This window comes from Arthrobacter sp. GCM10027362 (assembly GCF_042679445.1).
In the GTDB taxonomy this organism is placed as follows: Bacteria; Actinomycetota; Actinomycetes; order Actinomycetales; family Micrococcaceae; genus Crystallibacter.
The window spans coordinates 1-20,223 of record NZ_JBHTML010000009.1; the positions used below are offsets into that span (position 1 = coordinate 1).

Annotated in this window: 17 protein-coding genes; 4 read left to right on the forward strand and 13 right to left on the reverse strand. The window is 70.7% G+C overall.

Going from position 1 to position 20,223, the window contains the following annotated elements:
• Positions 1–1,237: aldehyde dehydrogenase family protein (locus tag ACFQ36_RS03100; RefSeq protein ID WP_377010515.1), on the forward strand; the 1,237-nt coding region annotated here is incomplete at its 5' end.
• 233 nt (positions 1,238–1,470) lie between these two features.
• Here ACFQ36_RS03100 and ACFQ36_RS03105 read toward each other — a convergent pair.
• The 11 genes from ACFQ36_RS03105 to ACFQ36_RS03155 form a co-directional block, all read right to left on the reverse strand.
• Positions 1,471–2,238: an aspartate/glutamate racemase family protein gene (locus ACFQ36_RS03105; RefSeq protein ID WP_377010517.1), complete on the reverse strand. Its 768-nt coding sequence runs from the start codon at positions 2,236–2,238 to the stop codon at positions 1,471–1,473.
• A 48-nt stretch (positions 2,239–2,286) separates the two neighbouring features.
• Positions 2,287–3,870, reverse strand: a complete 1,584-nt coding sequence (locus ACFQ36_RS03110; protein ID WP_377010519.1) for an NCS1 family nucleobase:cation symporter-1 — start codon at positions 3,868–3,870, stop codon at positions 2,287–2,289.
• 241 nt (positions 3,871–4,111) lie between these two features.
• Complete coding sequence (allB, locus tag ACFQ36_RS03115) at positions 4,112–5,485, reverse strand: allantoinase AllB (RefSeq protein WP_377010632.1); 1,374 nt, start codon at positions 5,483–5,485, stop codon at positions 4,112–4,114.
• Positions 5,486–5,838: 353 nt separating this feature from the next.
• Positions 5,839–6,033, reverse strand: a complete 195-nt coding sequence (locus ACFQ36_RS03120; RefSeq protein WP_377010521.1) for a hypothetical protein — start codon at positions 6,031–6,033, stop codon at positions 5,839–5,841.
• Between the two features lie 26 nt (positions 6,034–6,059).
• Positions 6,060–7,835 carry a glyoxylate carboligase gene (gene gcl, locus ACFQ36_RS03125; protein WP_377010523.1) on the reverse strand — a complete coding sequence of 592 codons (1,776 nt, stop codon included), beginning with the start codon at positions 7,833–7,835 and terminating at the stop codon, positions 6,060–6,062.
• A gap of 87 nt (positions 7,836–7,922) precedes the next feature.
• Positions 7,923–8,807, reverse strand: coding sequence for a 2-hydroxy-3-oxopropionate reductase (locus tag ACFQ36_RS03130; protein WP_377010525.1), 885 nt, complete (start codon positions 8,805–8,807; stop codon positions 7,923–7,925).
• Between the two features lie 74 nt (positions 8,808–8,881).
• Complete coding sequence (locus tag ACFQ36_RS03135; RefSeq protein WP_377010527.1) at positions 8,882–9,676, reverse strand: hydroxypyruvate isomerase family protein; 795 nt, start codon at positions 9,674–9,676, stop codon at positions 8,882–8,884.
• Between the two features lie 55 nt (positions 9,677–9,731).
• Positions 9,732–10,553, reverse strand: a complete 822-nt coding sequence (locus ACFQ36_RS03140) for a bifunctional allantoicase/(S)-ureidoglycine aminohydrolase (protein ID WP_377010529.1) — start codon at positions 10,551–10,553, stop codon at positions 9,732–9,734.
• A gap of 1 nt (position 10,554) precedes the next feature.
• Positions 10,555–11,889: a DUF6986 family protein gene (locus ACFQ36_RS03145; RefSeq protein ID WP_377010531.1), complete on the reverse strand. Its 1,335-nt coding sequence runs from the start codon at positions 11,887–11,889 to the stop codon at positions 10,555–10,557.
• On the reverse strand, positions 11,886–13,514 hold the full coding sequence (aceB, locus tag ACFQ36_RS03150; protein WP_377010533.1) for a malate synthase A: 1,629 nt from the start codon (positions 13,512–13,514) through the stop codon (positions 11,886–11,888). The genes ACFQ36_RS03145 and aceB overlap by 4 nt, the downstream gene beginning before the upstream one ends.
• 49 nt (positions 13,515–13,563) lie before the next feature.
• Positions 13,564–13,782, reverse strand: coding sequence for a hypothetical protein (locus tag ACFQ36_RS03155; RefSeq protein WP_377010536.1), 219 nt, complete (start codon positions 13,780–13,782; stop codon positions 13,564–13,566).
• A gap of 395 nt (positions 13,783–14,177) precedes the next feature.
• Here ACFQ36_RS03155 and ACFQ36_RS03160 point away from each other — a divergent pair, with 395 nt between their 5' ends.
• Together ACFQ36_RS03160 and ACFQ36_RS03165 are read left to right on the forward strand one after the other, a co-directional pair.
• A complete protein-coding gene (locus ACFQ36_RS03160; protein ID WP_377010538.1) occupies positions 14,178–14,654 on the forward strand; it encodes a hypothetical protein in 477 nt (158 codons plus the stop codon).
• Positions 14,651–16,483, forward strand: a complete 1,833-nt coding sequence (locus ACFQ36_RS03165) for a glycoside hydrolase family 15 protein (RefSeq protein ID WP_377010540.1) — start codon at positions 14,651–14,653, stop codon at positions 16,481–16,483. Before ACFQ36_RS03160 ends, ACFQ36_RS03165 begins: the two co-directional genes overlap by 4 nt.
• Here ACFQ36_RS03165 and ACFQ36_RS03170 read toward each other — a convergent pair.
• The gene (locus ACFQ36_RS03170; protein WP_377010542.1) at positions 16,480–17,346 is read right to left on the reverse strand and encodes a Rieske 2Fe-2S domain-containing protein; all 867 of its coding nucleotides are present in this window, start codon (positions 17,344–17,346) and stop codon (positions 16,480–16,482) included. The genes ACFQ36_RS03165 and ACFQ36_RS03170 overlap by 4 nt on opposite strands.
• 201 nt (positions 17,347–17,547) lie before the next feature.
• Positions 17,548–18,213: a uracil-DNA glycosylase gene (locus tag ACFQ36_RS03175; RefSeq protein ID WP_377010635.1), complete on the reverse strand. Its 666-nt coding sequence runs from the start codon at positions 18,211–18,213 to the stop codon at positions 17,548–17,550.
• A gap of 376 nt (positions 18,214–18,589) precedes the next feature.
• Here ACFQ36_RS03175 and ACFQ36_RS03180 point away from each other — a divergent pair, with 376 nt between their 5' ends.
• Complete coding sequence (locus tag ACFQ36_RS03180; RefSeq protein WP_377010545.1) at positions 18,590–20,086, forward strand: FAD-dependent oxidoreductase; 1,497 nt, start codon at positions 18,590–18,592, stop codon at positions 20,084–20,086.
• Positions 20,087–20,223 lie beyond the last annotated feature (137 nt).

A 20,223-nucleotide genomic window follows, 5' to 3' on the forward strand; every position in this document is an offset into this window, starting at 1 on the left:
CGGGCACGGGCAGCGCCGCGAACTGCTCAACCGGGCCGCCGACGCCGTCGAGGCCAATGCCGAGGCGCTGGCGGTGCTGCTCTCCCGCGAGCAGGGCAAGCCGCTGAACGGGCCGAACGCCCGCTTCGAGGTCGGCGCCTGCGCGGCCTGGCTGCGGGCGACCGCCTCCTTCGAGCTCGAGCCGGAGACCCTGGTGGAGGAGGACGGCACCCGTGCCGAGCTGTTCTACCGCCCGCTCGGGGTGGTCGGGGCGATCGGGCCGTGGAACTGGCCCATGATGATCGCCGTCTGGCAGCTGGCCCCGGCCCTGCGCATGGGCAACACCGTGGTCATGAAGCCCTCCGAGTACACCCCGCTGTCCGTGCTGGCCCTGGCCGAGGTGCTCAACACGGTCTTCCCCGACAACGTGCTCACCGTCGTCCCGGGCGGCCGCGAGGTGGGGGAGGCCCTGGCTTCCCACCCGGAGGTCGCCAAGGTGATGTTCACCGGCTCCACCGCCACCGGCAAGGCGATCATCCGCTCCTCCGCGGACACGGTCAAGCGCCTGACCCTGGAGCTCGGCGGCAACGACGCCGGCATCGTGCTGCCGGACGCGGACCCGAAGGCCATCGCCCAGGACCTGTTCTGGGGCGCGTTCATCAATACCGGCCAGACCTGCGCGGCGCTGAAGCGCCTGTACGTGCACGAGGACATCTACGAGGACACCGTCGCCGCCCTGGCCGAGGTCGCCCGGCAGATGCCGATGGGCCCGGGCCTGGACGAGAACAACGTGCTCGGCCCGCTGCAGAACAAGGCCCAGTTCGACATCGTCGCCAACCTGGTCCAGGCCGCGAAGGACGCCGGCGCCCGGATCGTCACCGGCGGGAACCCGGAGCCGGACCAGCCCGGCTACTTCTACCCGGCGACCCTGGTCGCGGACATCGACAACGCCAACCCGCTCGTGGCCGAAGAGCAGTTCGGCCCGGCCCTGCCGATCGTCAAGTACTCCACGGTGGACGAGGCCGTGGCGATGGCCAACGCCCTGGAGGTGGGCCTGGGCGCCTCGGTCTGGTCCGCGGACAAGGACAGGGCCCGGGAGGTCGCCGCCCGGATCGAGGCCGGCACCGTGTGGATCAACAAGCACGGCGCCGTGGACCCGCGCGTGCCCTTCGGCGGGGCCAAGCAGTCCGGCTACGGCCTGGAGTTCGGCGTCGAGGGCCTGAAGCACCTCGGGGCCCCGCAGGTCATCAACGGCTGAGCCGTCCGGCCGTCCCCGCGGCCCGGCCACCCCCGCGGTGGCCGGGCCGCGCCATTTGTGTGCAGGCGGGATGGTTTCACGTGAAACGAGGGCGCCGCGCTGGAGAAACCATCCGGCAGGACCCGGCGAAGGCAGGCTGGCAGCGGCCGGGCCCGGCACCTTCCTCCCCGGGCGTGGACCGCGTGGCGCAGCCGCTCGGCACGTCCCGCCGTGGTGGCGGAGCCGGTGCCATCCTACCTGTCGTGCCGGAGCGCCGCCTCCGACAGCGCATCGGCCTGAGGGGACACGGGGGGCCAGTTCTTGAACGCCTTCTGCCGGGGAGCGGCGTAGGTGCGCACCTTCGACGTCGTGAGGTTCAACCGGACGAGCGACTCGGCGATCGTGACGGCCGCGGCGACCCCGTCCACCACGGGCGCCCCGGTGCGCTCTGCGACCTTAGCCTTCAGTTCGGCCATGCCTCCGCAGCCCAGGCAGATGACTTCGGCATGGTCGTCCCGCACGGCGCGCAGGGACTGGTCGATGATGGCCTGCACCGCGGCCTCGGGGTCCGACTCCAGTTCCAGGACGGACATGCCGCTGGCCCGCACGGACGCGCAGCGGTCCATGAGCCCGGCCAGCTTCAGGCGGTCCTCGATGAGCGGGACCGTGCGGTCCAGGGTGGTCACCACCGAATAGCGGTGCCCGAGGTACATGGCGGTGCCCGCGGCCGCCTCGGTGATGTCGACCACGGGCACGTCCAGAATCTCCTGCAGGCCCTCCCGTCCGTGCTCGCCATAGCCGGCCTGGATGACCGCATCGAAGGGCTCCGGGTAGGCCTTCACGGTCTCCATCACGGCGATGGCGGCCAGGTAGCTCTCGTAGTTGCCCTCGACGGACTCCGCCCCGAACAGCGGGGTCAGGGGCACGATCTGGGTCCCGGGGGAGGCCGCGGCCGCTGCCTCGCGCCCGATGGACGCGGTCATGGATTCGGTGGTGTTCACGTTGACCACGAGGATGCGCATGGTGGGTTGCCTTTCGAACGGGGACGGTGTTGCCGGGGTCCTTGCCGGTCAGTGCTTCGGGGCGACGGCGATCGGCTCGCCGTCGACCTGGCGGAACGGCGCGTGGCGGTCCGCGAGCAGCAGGTAGATTACGGCGGCCAGGATCGCGCCGATGAACCAGGAGAAGCCGGAGATGTAGGTGAATGCCGGGACGAGCGCCAGCACCAGGGCGACGGCGGCCGCCGGTGTACCCGCGAGGATGGCCTTGCGGTTGACGCCGCGGGTGTATGCGTACTCCCCGTCCGGGGACTCCGAGTACAGGTCCGGGATGTTGACCCTGCCCTTCCGGACCAGCCAGTAGTCGGCCATGATGACGCCGAACAGAGGGCCCAGGAGGGCGCCCAGCCCGCCGAGGAAGTACACGATGACCAGCGGCGAGTTGTACAGGTTCCACGGCAGGATCACCAGGCCGATCACGGCGGAGACGATGGCTGCCCGGCGGAAGTTCAGGGTGCGCGGGAACAGGTGGGCCAGCGTGTAGATGGGCGCCACGAAGTTGGCCATGAGGTTCACGGCCACCGTCAGGACGATCAGGGCCAGGCAGGCCAGCACCAGCAGGAAGGTGTTCGGGATGGCATTGACGACGTCGGTGGGCGACTCGATGACCGTCCCGTTGATCTTGTACTGGGCGCCGGAGAGGACGACGACGATGGCGGCGAAGAAGAGCATGTTGATGGGGATGCCGAAGAAGTTGCCGCGCACCACCGACCGCTCCGAAGGCGCGCCCCGGGTGAAGTCGCAGAAGTTCAGCACGAACGTCCCGTATACGACCACCCACAGCGCCGCGGACTGGAAGATCCGCACCCACATCTCCCCGCCCGTCAGCGACTCCGCCGTGGACCAGGCAATGGACCCGCCGGCCTTCATGAACATCCAGATGGCCAGGGACAGCATGGTGAGCAGGATGATGGGCCCGGCGAAGGCCTCGTACTTGCGGATCATTTCCATGCCGAAGCTGACGATCACGGTCTGCACTGCCCACAGCGCCACGAACGAGATCCAGCCCAGGGTCGAGAGGCCGAGGAAGGAGTTCGCGTCGAGCGGTGCCAGGGACGGTGCCAGGGCCAGGATCAGCACCCGGAGCACCATCGAGGCCAGGTAGGTCTGGATGCCGAACCAGGCCACGGCCACGGCGCCCCGGATGATGGCCGGGATGTTGGAGCCCCGGATGCCGAACGCGATCCGGCTCATGACCGGGAACGGCACGCCCGTCCGCTCACCCATGAACCCGGAGAGGTTCAGGAGCAGGAACAGCAGGACGGCGCCGAGCAGGAAGGCCAGCATGATCTGCCAGGCGCCCAGCCCCAGGGCGAACAGTCCGATGGCGAACGCGTAGTTGCCCAGCGAGTGCACGTCGTTGGCCCACAGCGTGAAGATGCTGTAGGCGTGCCATGTGCGGCCCTTGCGCGTGGTGGGCGCCAGGTCCTCGTTATAGAGCCGGGGGCTGATGCCTGCGGGCAGTTGTGCCGGGACGACGGGTTCTCCCCGGACGATCTCCTCGACCGCGGGATCGCCGGTGCCCCACGGTTCCGGGTCGATCAGGTGCGGATGCCCGTGTTCGTCGTGCGAGCCGGGACCGTGCTGGTGGGACATGGTGCAGACCTCCCTGCGGCGGAAAAGGATGTTGCCCGGAGCCGGGCTGTGTCGACGGAACCGTGCTGCCGGCTGCGGGAACGCCGGCCTTCGCGGGACACTCGTGGAAGCCATGCTTTCGCATTACGGAAAACACATCTCGTTTCGTGAAATAAATCTATCTGTGGCGGAGATCACAGTCAAGGGTTCCGGCCGTGCAGGGGTTCGGCTTTGCCGCCCCGTACGGTGTTCCGGAAACCGCTCAGCTCTCCCCCCGCCGGATGAGCCTGCCCCGGGGCGAGTCGAAGTCCACCGCGGTGCCCCGCAGGTAGGTCTTGCGCACCTTCCCGGACAGCGCCCTGCCCTGGTAGGGGGTGATCGGGTTCTTGTGGTGCAGCTTGCGGGCGTCCACGACGAAGGCGTCGTCGGCGGCGAAGACCACCAGGTCGGCGTCGTAGCCCAGGGCGAGCTTGCCCTTGGAGCGCAACCCGGCCCGCCGGGCGGGTTGCGTGGACATCCACTCGACCACCCGCTCGAGGCCGATGCCGCGGCGGCGGGCCTCGGTCCAGATCAGGGACAACCCGAGCTGCAGGGAGGACACCCCGCCCCAGGCCACGCCGAAGTCCCCGTTCTCCAGGTCCTTGAGGTCCAGCGTCGAGGGGGAGTGGTCCGAGACGATGAAGTCGATGGTCCCGTCGAGCAGCCCCTCCCACAGCAGTTCCCGGTTGCCGACCTCCCGCACCGGCGGGCAGCACTTGAAGGCGGTGGCGCCGTTGGGCACCTCCTCGGCCAGCAGGGTCAGGTAGTGCGGGCAGGTTTCGGCCGTCAGGTCCAGCCCGTCGCGCTTGGCCGTGGCGATCATGGACAGCGCATCCGAGGAGGACAGGTGCAGGATGTGGGAACGGGCCCCGGTCCAGCGGGTGCGCTCGATGACCTCTGCGATCGCCAGGTTCTCCGCGCCGCGCGGACGCGACCGCAGGAAGTTCGCGTACACGTCCCCCTCGGGGCGCGGGGCCCGGTCGATGGCGCGGGAGTCCTCGGCGTGCACGATCAGCAGCGAGTCGAACGTCCTGATTTCGGCCAGGTCCTCCTCCATCTCGTCCGCCTCCAGGTGCGGGAACTCGTCCACCCCCGAGTGGAGCAGGAAGCATTTGAAGCCGAAGACCCCGTCGTCGTGCAGCTCGCGCAGATGGGGCTTGTTGCCGGGGATCGCCCCGCCCCAGAAGCCCACGTCCACGAAGACGTTGTTCTGGGCGAAGAGCCGCTTGTACTCCAGGGCCGGGGCGTTGACGGTGGCGGGGATGGAGTTGAGCGGCATGTCCAGGACCGTGGTGACCCCGCCGGCGGCCGCGGCCCGGGTGGCGGAGGCGAAGCCCTCCCACTCGGTGCGGCCGGGCTCGTTGATGTGCACGTGGGTGTCCACGAGCCCGGGCAGCAGCGTCTCGTCGCCGGCGAGTTCCACGACCTCGCGCCCGCGCAGGCCGGTCCCGAGGGGTTCGATGGCCACGATTTTCCCGTTCCGGATCCCCACCTCGCGCGCGACCACCCCGGCCGTGGTGAGGATGCTCCGGCCCCGGATCACCAGGTCGAACTCGCGGTGGTCGCCGGCGAAGGCGCCGTGGTCGTCCGCCCCCATGTGGGGAGAGTCGACGGCGTCTGCCGGCAGCCCGTGCTCGCGCCTGTACTCGGCGATCAGGCGCCGGATCCGCCCGGGGTCGTTGACGTTCTCGCTGACCTCGAGCTTGTGGGCCTGCTCCGACGCGTAGGCGTCCTGCGCCGCCGCCGGCTTGGTCGCCGAACGGGCCGAGTCCTCCTGGGCGATCTCCACCGGGTCACCCGGCATCTGCTGTGGACGCCCGGCGGGGTCCGGGGGCGCGGAGGCCGTACGCCGGTCCTCCGCGGGCGGTTGCCGGGGGACCTCTTTCTGCTTCCCGGTTGGCTTCCGGCTCCGGTGGGGAGTCTCCGGCTGCTGGGGTGTGTTCTTCTCCGTCATCGGATTTCCTCCTGCTCATCGGCGCCGGTGCGTGCCGGCACGTCTGTTGTCCTGGCATGGACGAGGTCCGGGGGTGAACCCGGCACCGACGGCGGCCCCGAGGGTACCCCCCTGCCGTCGGCCACCGGGACGGCCACGTCGGGGGCCGCGAGGGAACCCTTGAACTTGTCCGGGGCCACGGCGATGCGCACGTTCGTCCTCCTTCCCGGCCGGCGGTCTAATCGAGCAGGGCGATCGCGGTGGGGGCGTCCTCCCCGCGCTCGGCCAGCTCCTCGAATTCCACCACCTTGTCGATCTCGGTGCCCATGGAGATATTGGTGACCTTCTCCAGGATGACCTCCACGACCACGGGCACCCTGAACTCGCCCATCAGGGAGCGGGCCTCGGCGAAGGCGTCCTGCAGCCTCTCCGGGTCCGTCACCCGCACCGCCTTGCAGCCGAGGCCCTCGGCCACCTTGAGGTGGTCCACGCCGTAGCCGTTGGTCTCGGGGGAGTTGAGGTTCTCGAAGGCCAGGGAGACGTCCTGCTCCATCCCGAACCCGCGCTGGGACTGGCGGATCAGGCCCAGGTAGGAGTTGTTCACCACCACGTGGATGTAGGGCAGGTTGAACTGTGCGCCGACGGCCAGTTCCTCGATCATGAACTGGAAGTCGTAGTCCCCGGACAGGGCCACGACCGTTTCCCCGGGCTTGCCGCGGACCACCCCGAGCGCCGCCGGGCCGGTCCAGCCCAGGGGCCCGGCCTGGCCGGCGTTGATCCACTGCCGCGGGCCGTACACGTGCAGGAACTGCCCGCCGGCGATCTGGGAGAGCCCGATCGTGGAGACGTAGGTGGTGTCCTTGCCGAAGGCGGAGTTCATCTCCTCGTACACGCGCTGCGGCTTGATCGGGACGTTGGTGAAGTGGGTCTTGCGCTGCATGCTGCCCTTGCGCCGCGCGCAGTCCTTGGCCCACGTTGTCCAGTCCGGCACGCAGTGCTGCTCCGTCCGTTCCCGGGCCACCTCGAGCAGGACGTCGAGGGCGGCGCCCGCGTCCGAGACGATGCCCAGGTCCGGGGCGAATACGCGCCCGATCTGGGTCGGCTCGATGTCGATGTGCACGAACGTGCGGCCGGCCGTGTAGGTCTCGATCCCGCCGGTGTGCCGGTTGGCCCACCGGTTGCCGATGCCCATCACGAAGTCGGACTCCAGCAGGGTCGCGTTGCCGTAGAGGTGGGAGGTCTGCAGCCCCACCATGCCCGCCATCAGCGGATGGTCGTCCGGGATGGTGCCCCAGCCCATCAGGGTCGGGATCACCGGAACGTCCAGCAGCTCGGCCAGCTCGACCAGCTTGTCGGAGGCGTCGGCGTTGATCACGCCCCCGCCGGCCACGATGAGGGGCCGGCGCGCGGCGAACATCATGTCCAGGGCCTTCGCGGCCTGGGCGCGGGTGGCCGCGGGGCGGGCCACCTGCAGCGGCTCGTACACGTCGATGTCGAACTCGATCTCGGCCAGCTGCACGTCCAGGGGCAGGTCCAGCAGGACCGGGCCCGGACGCCCGGAGCGCATGAGGTGGAAGGCCTTCTGGAAGGCCCCGGGGATCTGGCCCGGCTCCAGCACGGTCATCGCCATCTTGGTCACCGGCGCGGCGATGGAGGAGATGTCCACCGCCTGGAAGTCCTCCTTGTGCAGTTTGGCCACCGGGGCCTGCCCGGTGATGCACAGGATCGGGATGGAGTCCGCCGCGGCGGCGTACAGCCCGGTGACCATGTCCGTGCCGGCGGGGCCGGACGTGCCGATGCACACACCGATGTTGCCGGGAGCGGAGCGGGTGTAGCCCTCGGCCATGTGCGAGGCACCCTCGACGTGGCGGGCGAGGGTGTGGCGGATGCCGCCGTGGGCGCGCATCGCGGAGTAGAGGGGATTGATGGCGGCACCGGGCAGGCCGAAGGCCTCGGTGGCGCCCTCCTTTTGGAGGATGGCGACGATGGCGTCGACGGTGCGCATTCTGGCCATGATGGGCTCCTTGGTCCGAGAGCGGTGAGAAGGGTACGGGAACACCGCGGGAGCGGGAAGCGGCGGTGTCCGGGCCGGGTGAAGGAGCTACCGGCCGGAGCGGCCGGAGAGCTCCTCGATGAGCTTGAACAGCCCGGAGTGGTCCAGGCCCCCGTCGCCGCGGGCGACGGTCGCGGCTACGAACTGCGCGACCAGGGCCCCGAGCGGGATGGCGACGCCGGCCTCGCGGGCCGCGGCGGTGACGATGCCCATGTCCTTGTTGTGCAGGGCGAGGCGGAAGCCGGGGTCGAAGTTGCGCTCGAGCATCTTCCGGCCCTTCTGGTCCAGGACCTTGGAACCGGCCAGGCCGCCGCCGAGGACCTTCAGCGCGGCGTCGGTGTCCACGCCGTAGGCCTCGAGGAACACGATCGCCTCGGCCAGCAGCTGGATGTTGCCGGCCACGATGAGCTGGTTGGCGGCCTTCACGGTCTGTCCGGAACCGGCGGGCCCCACGTGCACGATGGTCTTCCCGACAGCCTCCAGCACGGGACGGGCGGCCTCGAAGTCCGCGGCCTCGCCGCCGACCATGATCGACAGGGCGGCGTCGATCGCGCCCTGCTCGCCGCCGGAGACCGGGGCGTCGAGCGGGCGCAGGCCCTTCTCGGAAGCCTCCTGGGACAGCCGGGCGGCGACGTCGGGGCGGATGGAGCTGGCATCGATCCAGATGGTGCCCTGCCTGGCGTTGGCGAAGACGCCGTCCTCGCCGGTGACGACGCCCTCGACGTCGGGGGAGTCCGGGACCATGGTGATCACGACGTCGGCGTCCCGGACGGACCCCGCGACGTTCGAGGCGCCATTGCCGCCGGCCTCGACGAGCTGGTCGATCCTGTCCCGGGAGCGGTTGAAGCCGGTGACGTCGTGGCCGGCCTTGACAAGGTTCTTCGCCATGGGCAGACCCATGATGCCGAGTCCGATGACGGTGACGTTGGTCATTGTGCTGTCCTCACTGTGGGGCCCGGACGGTGCGTGCGGCGGGCGGGTGGCATGCGGGGGGCGGCGGAAGTGCCTCAGACGTGGGCCCATGCGGCGATCCAGGCGAAGGGGTCCTCCTGGGATGCCCTGTACTCGAGTCCCACGTGGCCCGAGTAGCCGAGCTGGCGGCTGCGGCTGATCCACTGCTGCAGCGGCAGCTCGCCGGTGCCCGGTTCGTTCCGTCCCGGGGCATCGGCGATCTGGATGTGGCCGAACTCCGCCGTGTGGTTCTCGATGACGGCGGCGACGTCATCGCCGTTGACGGCCAGGTGGTAGAAGTCGGCGAGCAGCCTGATGTTGTCCGCACCGTTCTGCCGGACCTGGGCGATCACGCCCAGGGCGTCCCGGGCGGTCTTCAGCGGGTAGGCGTCGGCGCCCGAAACCGGCTCGAGGAGCACGGTGCCGCCGATGCGCTGGACGGCCCGGCCGGCACGGACGAGGTTCTGCACGCCCAGCTCGTCCTGCTCCTCGGGCGTGCAGCCGTCCTGGCGGTTGCCGTAGAGGGCGTTGAAGGCCCGGCAGCCGGTCCGTTCGCCGATGGCGGCGACGACGTCGAGGTTGTCCAGGAATTCCTGGGAGCGGGCCGGCCATGAAACCAGCCCGCGGTCGCCGCCGGGCATGTTGCCGGCGTTGAAATTCAGGCCGGTTAGCTGTACGCCCGCGTCGCGGAGGGCGCCCACGAACGCATCGACGTCCCTGTCCCCGGGCACGGACCCGGCGAACGGCCACCAGAACTCGACGGCGTCGAACCCGGCGGCCTTCGCCGCGGCAGGGCGCTCGAGCAGGGGCAGGTCGGTGAGCAGGATGGAGCAGTTCACGGTGTAGGACACGCTGACCTCCTGGGGCCCTCGGGACGGGGGACGGGGCGGGACGCCGCCGCCCGGTTCAGGCAAGCTTCATCTGCCGGTGGACGTCCTTGTAAAGCAGGTACCGGAAGCGGCCGGGCCCGCCCGCGTAGCAGGCCTGCGGGCAGAAGGCGCGCAGCCACATGAAGTCGCCTGCCTCCACCTCGACCCAGTCCTGGTTGAGCCGGTAGACGGCCTTGCCCTCGAGCACGTAAAGGCCGTGCTCCATCACGTGGGTCTCCGCGAACGGGATGACCGCGCCGGGCTCGAAGGTGACGATCGTGACATGCATGTCATGCCGGACGTCGTCGGGGTCCACGAACCGCGTGGTGGCCCACCGGCCGTCGGTGCCCGGCATGGGGATCGGCTCGACGTCCTGCTCGTTGGCCACGACCGGCTCCGGGACCCCGAGGCCCCGGACGTACTCGTAGGCCTTGCGGATCCAGTGGAAGCGGGCGGGCTCGTCGCCGTGGTTGCGCACCGTCCACTCGCACTCCGGCGGCAGGTACGCGTAGCCGCCCGGAACCAGCTCGTGTTCCTCGCCCTCGAGGGTCAGGGTGAGGGTGCCCTCCATGAGGAAGAGGACGCCCTCCACGCCGGAGGCGGTCTCGGGCCGGTCGCTGCCCCCGCCGTGGCCGACCTCCATGATGTACTGCGAGAACGTCTCGGCGAAGCCGGAGAGCGGGCGCGCGAGCACCCAGAGCCGGGTGTCGTCCCAGAACGGCAGCCGGCTGGTCACGATGTCGCGCATGGTCCCGCGGGGGATCACCGCGTAGGCCTCCGTGAACATTGCCCGGTCGGTGAGCAGCTCGGTCTGGGGCGGATGGCCGCCGTGCGGGGCGGAGTAGGCGCGTTTGGTCATCTCAGTTGTCTCCGGGAGTCGAGGGGGTCGCAGCCTTGGGGTGGGCGAGGGCGAACAGCTCCTGCTCGGCGACGCCCGCCGCGTCCGCCAGCTCGGCCGGGGACACGGCGCCGCAGAGCACACCGCGGTGGACAAACCGGGCCAGGGCACGGGCCGTGGCCGGCTCGTCCAGAATCTCCGACTCGATGCCGTGGACGTAGTTCCGCAGCCGCCGGGCGGCGGCGGCGAACCCCTGCCGGTAGAAGAAATACGTGGCCAGGAACCGGGTGGGCAGCTGGGCCGGGTGCAGGTCCCACCCCTGGTAGTAGCCGCGCTCGAGCGAGCGGCGCACCAGGCGGGCGTGCAGCCGCCAGGCCGCCTGCCGCTGGTGATCGTCGCCGACGGGGAGGACGTTGGTGGACCCGTCGGACAGCCGCACCCCGGTCCCGGCAACGGCGACCTGCATGACGGCCTTGGCATGGTCGGCCGCCGGATGCTCCAGGGACTGGTACCGGGCGGCGATCTGCAGGGAGTCGGAGTAGTCGTAGGTGCCGTAGTGCAGGGCCTCGACGCGGCCCCCGGTGCGGTGGAGCATCGCCGGGATGGGGCACGTGCCGTCGGGTCCGAGGATCATCGGGGCCGTCTCCATCTGTACCTCGAAGCGCAGGCGGCCGGGGCGCAGCGCGAGCGCCGCCTCCAGCTGGCCGCAGGCCTCCGCCATGACCTGGACCTGTTCCGGGGTGCTGACCTTGGGCAGGGTGAGGACGAAGCCGGCGGGCAGCCCGTCCTCGCTGAGTCCTGCTTCGCGGAGCCCGCCCTCGCGCACCAGGGTGGCCAGGAACAGGTCCAAGGTCCGCAGGCCCCGGGTCCGGGTGGGGGCCTCGAAGCACTTGAAGCGGATGCCGATGAACGGCGGGGCGGTCCCGGCGCGGACGGCCTCGGCCGCGGTGCGGGCTGCGCGCACGGCCCAGGCGTCCTCCGCCTCGTCCCCGCGGTCGCCGAAGCCGTCCTCGAAGTCGAGGCGGAGGTCTTCAATGGGTTCGTCGGCCAGCTTGCGCTCGACCGCCCGGACCACCTGGTCGATTAGCCCGGGATCCGCGCCCTCGGGGGCCACCTGCTCCGCCAGGGAGCGCAGGCCGGGCCGGGCCACGGCCTCGGCAGCGCGCACGCCCCATTGCCGGACCGTGTCCGCGGTAAAGGCATCGGCCGGGACGTAGACCGTGTGGACCGGCTGGCGGGTGCCTGGATCGCCCGGGTAGGCCCGCGCCAGCAACTCGTCCGTGCCGCTCAGCCGCTCGGCCGCCCGTTGCCGGAACTCCGCGCCCAGGACTCCGGTCTCCCGGGGGACGGCGCTCACTTTGTCTCCAGCAGGTCGAGAGCGGCCTTCTCCAGCAGGTCGTAGGCGGGCAGGGTCAGGAAGTCAACGTACTCCTCGCCGAGGACGAGGTCGGCGATCAGGCCGGCGGCGGGCTCGAAGAACCGTGCGAAGGACTCGGCGTCCACCTCCCCGCGCAGCACCTCCTTCTGCCGTTCCAACTCCCCGGAGACCAGTTCGCGGGTGGCCGTGTTCCCGGTGTCCTCGTAGACCACCCCGTTCTTGATCTGCTGCCAGACCTGGGAGCGGGAGATCTCGGCGGTCGCGGCGTCCTCCATCAGGTTGTGGATGGCCACCGCCCCGTTGCCGGACAGCCACACGGCGGTGTAGCGGATGGCGACGTAGAGGTTGAGGGCCAGCTCCTTCTGCGTGCGCACGCTGCCCGCGCTGGGGACGTCGAGCAGCTCTCCGGCGGTGACCTGGACCTCCTCGCGCAGGCGGTCCACCTGGTTGGGCTTCTCGCCGAGCACCCCGTCGAAGACCTCGCGGCACGTGGGCACGAGGTCCGGGTGGGCCACCCAGGAGCCGTCGAAACCGTCGGTGGCCTCGCGGGTCTTGTCGGCACGCACCTTGGCGAACGCGGCCTCGGTGATCTCGGGCTCACGGCGGTTGGGGATGAACGCGGCCATGCCGCCCATCGCGAAGGCCCCGCGGCGGTGGCAGGTTTTGACCAGCAGCTCGGTGTACGCGCGCATCAGCGGAGCGGTCATGGTGATGGTGGAGCGGTCCGCCAGGACGAACTTCCCGCCCGCGTCGCGGAAGTACTTGATGATGCTGAACAGGTAGTCCCAGCGCCCGGCGTTCAGCCCGGAGGCGTGCTCGCGCAGCTCGTAAAGGATCTCCTCCATCTGGAACGCGGCGGGGACCGTCTCGATGAGCACGGTCGCGCGGACGGTGCCGTGCCCGATCCCGAGGTACTCCTCGGCGAAGGTGAACACGTCGTTCCACAGCCGGGCCTCGAGGTGGGACTCCAGCTTCGGCAGGTAGTAGTACGGGCCGTGGCCGTTGTCCAGCAGCAGCCTGGCGGTGTGGAAGAAGTGCAGGCCGAAGTCCACGAGCGAGCCCGAGGCCGGCGCGCCGTCCACGATCACGTTGTACTCCGGCAGGTGCCAGCCGCGGGGGCGGGTGACCACCACGGCCAACGGCGCGTCCTGGCGCAAGCTGTAGCTCTTGTCCTCGGCAGAGGTGTAGCTGAGGGTGCCCGAGGCGGCGTCGCGCAGGTTGAGGATGCTGTCCACCTGGTTGTACCAGGTGGGGCTCGAGGCGTCTTCCAGGTCGGCCAGCCACACCTTCGCCCCGGAGTTCAGGGCGTTGATCGCCATCTTCGCGGGCGAGGCCGGGCCGGTTATCTCCACCCGGCGGTCCTGCAGGGCCGGGGGCGCCGGGGCGACCTTCCACTCGCTCTCGCGGATCTGCCGGGTCTCCGGGAGGAAGTCGAGGCGGCCGCTCGAGGCGGCCTGCCGGCGGGCGGCGACCCGCCCGCCCAGCAGTTCCTCGCGGCGGCCGGCGAAGTTCCGGTGCAGGGCCTCGACGAAGGCGAGGGCCTCGTCGGTGAGGATCTCGCCCGCGCGGTCCAGGCCGGCCGGGGTGGTGAACTTGAGTGTCATGGTGCAGCTCCCTCTGTTGCTGTGCCTGCTCCGGGTGCCCGTGAGGTGGTTATGTCCGTGCCGTCGTCTCCGCGATGTGCCGCACGGCTCGGGCCACGGCTTGGCAGAGATGGGGGTCGAAGATGCCGGGAACGATGCCGCTGGCGTTGGGTTCGTCCTCGTGCGCGCAGCCGGCGGTGGCCGGTGCCGCGGCGATCTCGCTTGTGGCGCTGAAGGCCGGGGCCTGCCCGCGGAGGATCATTGAATATCCGGGACTGCGCGTTGCCATGGTTTCTCCTGGAGCAATGAACCGACTACCTGAACCGTACTGCGGGGCGCCGCGCCCTGTAGAGATCGACGGACGGAGATAGGGAGACCATACGGCCTGCATCAGGCGGAGTGCAATCGGTGGAGCGCATGTTCAAGCTCCTCAGGGCGCGGCCGCCGTGGCCGGCGCGACGTTGCCAGGCCCCGTGCACCTTGACGCGGGCCTTGACCGGGCCGGCGGCGGATTCTAAAATCAAAATAGTTAAATTTTAGAAATTCCGGGAGCCATGCTTCCGAGCCGGCAGGCCCTCCACGCCGGTTCCGACAGCCGAAGGGCGGGTACCATGACAGCTTCATTGGCCCTGGCCGACGCCGGCGTGGCCGCGTTCGGGGCCGGCCGTCCGCGAGGATGCTGAGATGGACTGGCCGGGGTGGGCCCTGTTCGGGCTGGCGGCCACCGCAGCCCTGACGGTGGTGATGATCGCCGCGCAGATGGCAGGGCTCACCCGGCTCGACCTGCCGCTTGTGCTCGGCACCCTCGTCACCGCCGACCCCGACCGGGCCCGCGTCGCAGGGTTCTTCCTCCACCTCGCCGCCGGGCAGGGCTTTGCGCTGGGTTATGCGGCAACGTTCGCCCTGCTGGGGTGGAGCACCTGGTGGCTCGGGGCACTGCTCGGACTGCTTCATGTCGCCGTGGCCTTGACGGTGATCCTGCCGCTGCTGCCGGGAATCCACCCGCGGATGGCCTCGCACCGGGCCGGACCGGCAAGCAGGGCGGTCCTGGAGCCGCCCGGCCTGCTTGCCCTCAACTACGGCATCCAGACCCCGGCGGTGGCGGCCGGCGCCCACCTGCTCTACGGCGCCGTCCTCGGACTGCTCCTCCAGGCACGATGAGCCGCGCCGCCCGGCCGCTGCCGGCACCCGATACCGCGGCGCCGCCTGTTCCCATCGGGGACTACGGGCTGCTGGGGGATACCCGCACCGCCCTCCTGGTTTCCGGCGACGGTGCAGTCGACTGGTTCTGCGTGCCCGCGTTCGACGGCGAGCCGGTGTTCGGCCGCCTCCTCGGCGGCCCCCCGGCGGGAACCTTCCGTGCCGGACCCGCCCTGCCCGCCCAGCGCCTCAGCCGCCGCTACCTGCGGCACTGTGCCACGCTGGAGACGGTGTGGGCGGCGGGGCGGGGCCGGCTGGTCCTGACCGAAGCGATGGTGGCCGAGGTGTCCGGGCAGCTGCTGCCGGCGACGGTGCTGGTGCGGCAGCTTTCCGCCGAGGGTGCCCCCGTGGCGGCCGTGATCGAGTTCGACCCCCGGCTCGGAGAACACCACCGCAGCCCCCGGGTCCGCCGGGGACCGGATCTGGTATGCGAGTGGGGCCCGCTTGCCCTGTCCCTGGGCAGTGATCCCGAACTGGACCTGGAACCGGGCCGGCCCGCTGCCATCACCGTCATGCCCGGCCGCCCGGTCACGCTCGTGCTGTCCGTGGCCGCCGGCGAACCGCTCGTCCACGTCAATCCCGCCGCCGCGTGGGGCCTGGTTGAGGCGGACGAGGCCCGGTGGCGGGCCTGGGCCGCCGGGATCGACGAACGCATCCCCTTCCGCGAGGCTGTGGTGCGCAGCCTGCTGACGCTGCGGCTGCTGACCTATTCCCCGTCCGGGGCCCCGGTCGCGGCACCGACCACGTCGCTGCCGGAGGACCCGGGAGGCATCCGCAACTGGGACTACCGCTATGCCTGGCCGCGTGATGCCAGCATCGGCGTCGGTGCCTTCCTCGCGGCCGGCAAGACCGGCGAGGCCCGCGGCTTCCTCGGCTGGCTGCTGCACGCCAGCCGGCTGCAGCGGCCGCGGCTGCCGGCGCTGCTCAGCCTGACGGGACGGCATGCACCCCGGGAACGGGAACTGCCCGGCTGGCCCGGCTACGCCAACAGCGTGCCGGTACGGGTGGGCAACGGCGCCGCGGACCAGCACCAGCTGGACGGCTACGGCTGGGTCATCGACGCCGCCTGGGTGCTGGTGCAGGCCGGACACCGGCTCTACTCGGAGACCTGGCGGGCCATGCGCGGCTTCGCCGACCTGGTGGCCCTGCGCTGGCAGGAACCGGATGCCGGAATCTGGGAGATCCGCGGCGATGCCGCGCACCACGTGCACTCCAAACTGATGGGCTGGCTCGCCTTGGACCGGGCGCTGCGCATCGGTGAAAGCCACCGCCTGGGCGACCGGCAGCGGCGCCGGTGGCAGTCGGCCCGGGCGGCCATCGCCGCGGAGGTGCGGGCCAGGGGATTTGACCCGGCCCGGGGCAGCTATACCCGCAGCTACGGCTCCGCCGACCTGGACGCAGCGCTGCTCATCCTGCCCCTGCTGGGCTTCGAGGACGCCGGCTCAGCCCGGATGAGAGGAACGGTCGACGCCGTCCGGCGCGAGCTGTCCGCCGGCGGCCCCCTGCTGTACCGCTACCCGCCGGGATGCGACGGCCTGCCCGGCACCGAAGGGGCCTTCCTGCCGTGCTCCTTCTGGCTGGTCCAGGCCCTGGCCCGTACCGGCCGCTGCCGCGAGGCGGCCGGGCTGTTCGAAGCGCTGCTGGAGCGGGCCACTTCGCTCGGCCTGTACGGCGAGGAAATGGACCCTGCCACCGGCGCCCATCTGGGCAACTTCCCGCAGGCCCTGACCCATGCCGCGCTGGTGCAGGCCGCGCTCGCCCTCCGGGACACCGCCGGCCCGCAGCTTTAGTACCGGCCCGCCGCCGGGGTCCGGGCCCGGAGCTGGATCTGCCCGTCCTGCAGACGGGTTTCATAGCTGGGCTGCGGGTTGCTGGCCGGACCGCGGACAACATTGCCGTCCGTGAGGCGGAAGGTGCTGCCGTGCCAGGGACACGTGACGCAGCCGTTGGCGACTGTCCCTTCCTCCAAGGGACCGCCCATGTGGCTGCAGACGCTGTCCAAGGCCTCGATCCGGCCGGCATCCCTGACCAGCAGGACCGAGATTTCCCCGGCCCGGACCCGCCGGTGCTGTCCCTCGGCCAGTTCGGTTTCGGCCAGCACGCTGGTCCACTCGGCAGGTCCCCGCCGCCAGGCCGTCCGGTTGACCTTGACGCCCTGGGCATAACCAAGGTAGCCGCCGAGGTAGCCTCCGGCCATGAGCACCCCGAAGCCGGCCAGCGCCAGCGCCCTGCCGGCACGGCGGTGACCGGATCTGCGGGCCACCAGCGAGACGGCATAGAGGCTCAGGGCGGTGCTGTTGGCGGCCGCATGCGCCAGGCCCACCCGGCTTTCCGGCCCCCGGGTGTCCGACCAGTCGTTGAGCCCGGCAGCGGCGGTAGGAATAGCTGCCGCTATGCCGACGGTAACCAGCAGGTCGGCCGCCGGACCGGCGGCGGGCCCGGCGGTGTCCAGCAGCGCTGCCATGCTCCAGGCGCCGATCGGCAGGTCGGTCAGCACCGGGTGCAGGGCGTGGCCGAGTGCGGTGCCGCTGAGCAGGTTCCGGACAATCCGCGGCCGCACGGCCCGCCCTATTCCTGCCCTGAGGGGCAGGGCGGCCTTGTCCAGCGACTCCAGGCGCTCCAGGCGCTCCACCAGGTTGTGCAACACGTTCATGACAGCCTCCTTGGCACGGCGCCGGTCTCCCGCCGATCCGCCCGTTGGTGGGCCGGGGCCGCACAGCAGACGGCTGCGAGCGGTCCCGCCTCGGTCCAAGAAAGTGTGCCACCGCCGCACTGGCAGGACAAGGTCGATAGCTGCCACCCGGGCCGGCCGCGGCCGCCGGATCCTGCTCCAGGTGCCGCGGCCGGACCGGGGCTAATCGTTGATCCCTGCTGCCAGGAGCTCCTCCAGGCCCAGCCGGAACCTGGCCTTGCCCCCGTGGGCGGGGTGGCGCACCTGCGGTGCGGACCGGCCGCTGGCGCGGACGCTGCGGCCGGCCACATTGCCGACGGCAATGACGGTTTGGATGGAGAACAGCTGTGCCAGGGCCAGCCAGAACGGGGCTCCGGCGGACACCTCGGCGGCCGTGGGGGTGCGGTTCGACCAGGGCCGGCCCGGCTGGTGGGGGTGCAGCGGATAGGAGCTCCACAGCAGGGGCAGGAAATCAAGGTCAGCCAGCACCTGCCACATCACGGTGGCCGTCGGTTCGGCCGCCACCGTGCCGGACCCGTCCGGCAGCACATAGCCCTTTCCGGGCCCGAAGAGGCCGAAGGGGTGGTCCGGGCTGCGCAGCATGGCAGTGTTGGTGAACGGAACGCCGCTGACCCGCATGCCCCGGTACCCGGGGGCTTCCCCCAGGAGCAGCACCTTGGGCGCTCGCTCCAGCATCTCCTGCAAATACAGCTCCAGGTTGCTCCGGCGCCCGGCGTTCCCGGGGTCGGGGCCGGCCAGGAAATTGGTGCTGTCCGGACCGGCCGCGACGGCAGCCAGCCGTGCCACAAAGGCCTCGATTGAACCAGGCCCGTCCCCGGTACTTCCCATGATGCCGAGCTTTTCATACCGGTGAAGGAATTGCATCGGCCGGTCCCACGGCCGGACCGCTGAAACGGGCCGCCCAGTTCCGGGCTGCGAGCCCTGGCCGTCGGCAATCCCAGTCTTGGCTGGCAAGTGCGGTGACCGCCGGCTGCCGGAAACCGGATTTGTTCCATCGGGGCAAAGGCGGCAGGAAAATACATGGCCGCACGGTCCCTGACCGCATCCATAATGGTGGCAACCGGCTTAACAGCCAGGCCTGCCAGCAGCACGATTGATCCATCGCAGCCCCGGGAAGGGCAGCTGACCAGACTGTCCGCCCCCGGATCCCATCACCAGGAACATCACCAGGAACATCACCAGGAAAAGGACAGGGAGTTTACCGATGACCTCGCTATGGATGGACCGCGACAAGGCTATTCCCGTCGATGCATTTACTCCCGGGGCCGGGTTCGACACCGTCGTCGTCGGAGCCGGGCTCACGGGACTGGCGACCGCCGCCCTGCTGGCGCGGTCCGGGATGCGGGTGGGGGTCCTGGAGGCCAGAACCGTGGGGGCCGGGACCACCGGCCACACCACGGCCAAACTGACCCTGCTCCAGGGCACCATGCTGTCCGGGCTGCGCCGGCAGTACTCCCGGAAAATGGTCAGCGCGTACGTTGAAGCCAACCGGGAAGGGCAGGCTTGGCTGCTGCGCCACCTCGAGGACAACCGCGTCCCCTTCCAGCGCCGGGACGCCTACACCTTCTCGGTCACGGCCGACGGCGCCCAGCGGGTGGAGTCCGAGCTTTCCGCCTGCCGGGCTGCCGGCCTGGAGGTGGAGGAATCCGGCGGCGCCGAACTGCCCTTCGATACCCGCCGTACCATCCGCCTCGCCGACCAGGCGCAGTTCAACCCCATGGATGTGCTGGAGAGCCTGGCGGCGGATTTCCGCGCCCACGGAGGTGTGCTGGTGGAAGGGGTGCGGGTCCGGAACGTCACGACGGGCAGCCGTGCCGCCGTCGTGACCGACGCCGGCACGGTCCACGCGGACCAGGTGGTGCTGGCCACGGGAATCCCGATCCTGGACCGGGGGTTGTACTTTGCGAAGCTGAAGGCCTCGCAGTCCTATGCAGTGGCGCTGCGTGTCCCTGCTTCGACCCCGATCCCCTCCGGGATGTACCTCTCGGCGGAATCCCCGGGCCGCTCCCTCCGGACCTATCCGGCCGGCAGCGAGGAACTGCTGCTGGTCGGGGGCAACGGGCACCAGGTGGGCAGGGAGCCCTCGCCCCGGCGCCGTATCGCCGAGCTGGTGGACTGGGCCGGCCGCCATTTTCCAGGCGTGGAGGTGACGCACACCTGGTCGGGCGAGGATTACCAGGCCACCAACCTGATGCCCTTCTTCGGCAAACTGCCCCGCGGCGGCGGCAAGATCTTTTTCGCCACCGGATACAACAAATGGGGCATGGCCAACGCCATTGCCGCCGCGCTCGCCATCAGCGCCGAGATTCTCGGCGGCCGGCTTCACTGGGCCGGCACGATCCACCACCGGATCACGTCGCCGGCGGGGGCAGCGGCCGCGATTGCCCTGAATGCCGATGTCGCCAAGACCCTGGCCGCAGGCTGGGCGAAGGCAGAGCTGGCCAAGCCCGGGACCGACGCCGGCACTGTGCCGCCCGAAGGCACGGGCACGGTCGTCCGCCTGGGCCGCAGGCCGGCGGCCATTGCCACCGTGGACGGCGCCACCTGCCGGCTCTCCGCCGTCTGCACCCATCTGGGAGGCATCCTCCGCTGGAACGATGCGGAGAAATCCTGGGACTGCCCCCTGCACGGCTCCCGCTTCTCCGCCACCGGGAAGGTGCTGCAAGGACCAACCACGGAGGACCTCCCTGTCCTGGAGTAGGGCGGGCGTGGCCTCGGGGCGGGGTTTGTCATAGGCGCCGTTGTCGGCGCTGGGACGTCCGTGTAGGGCGGAAGCCGAGCGACGGGCCCGGGGCAGCCGGGCTGTCGCCCTTGATAGGCCGCAGTTCGAGCTGGGCG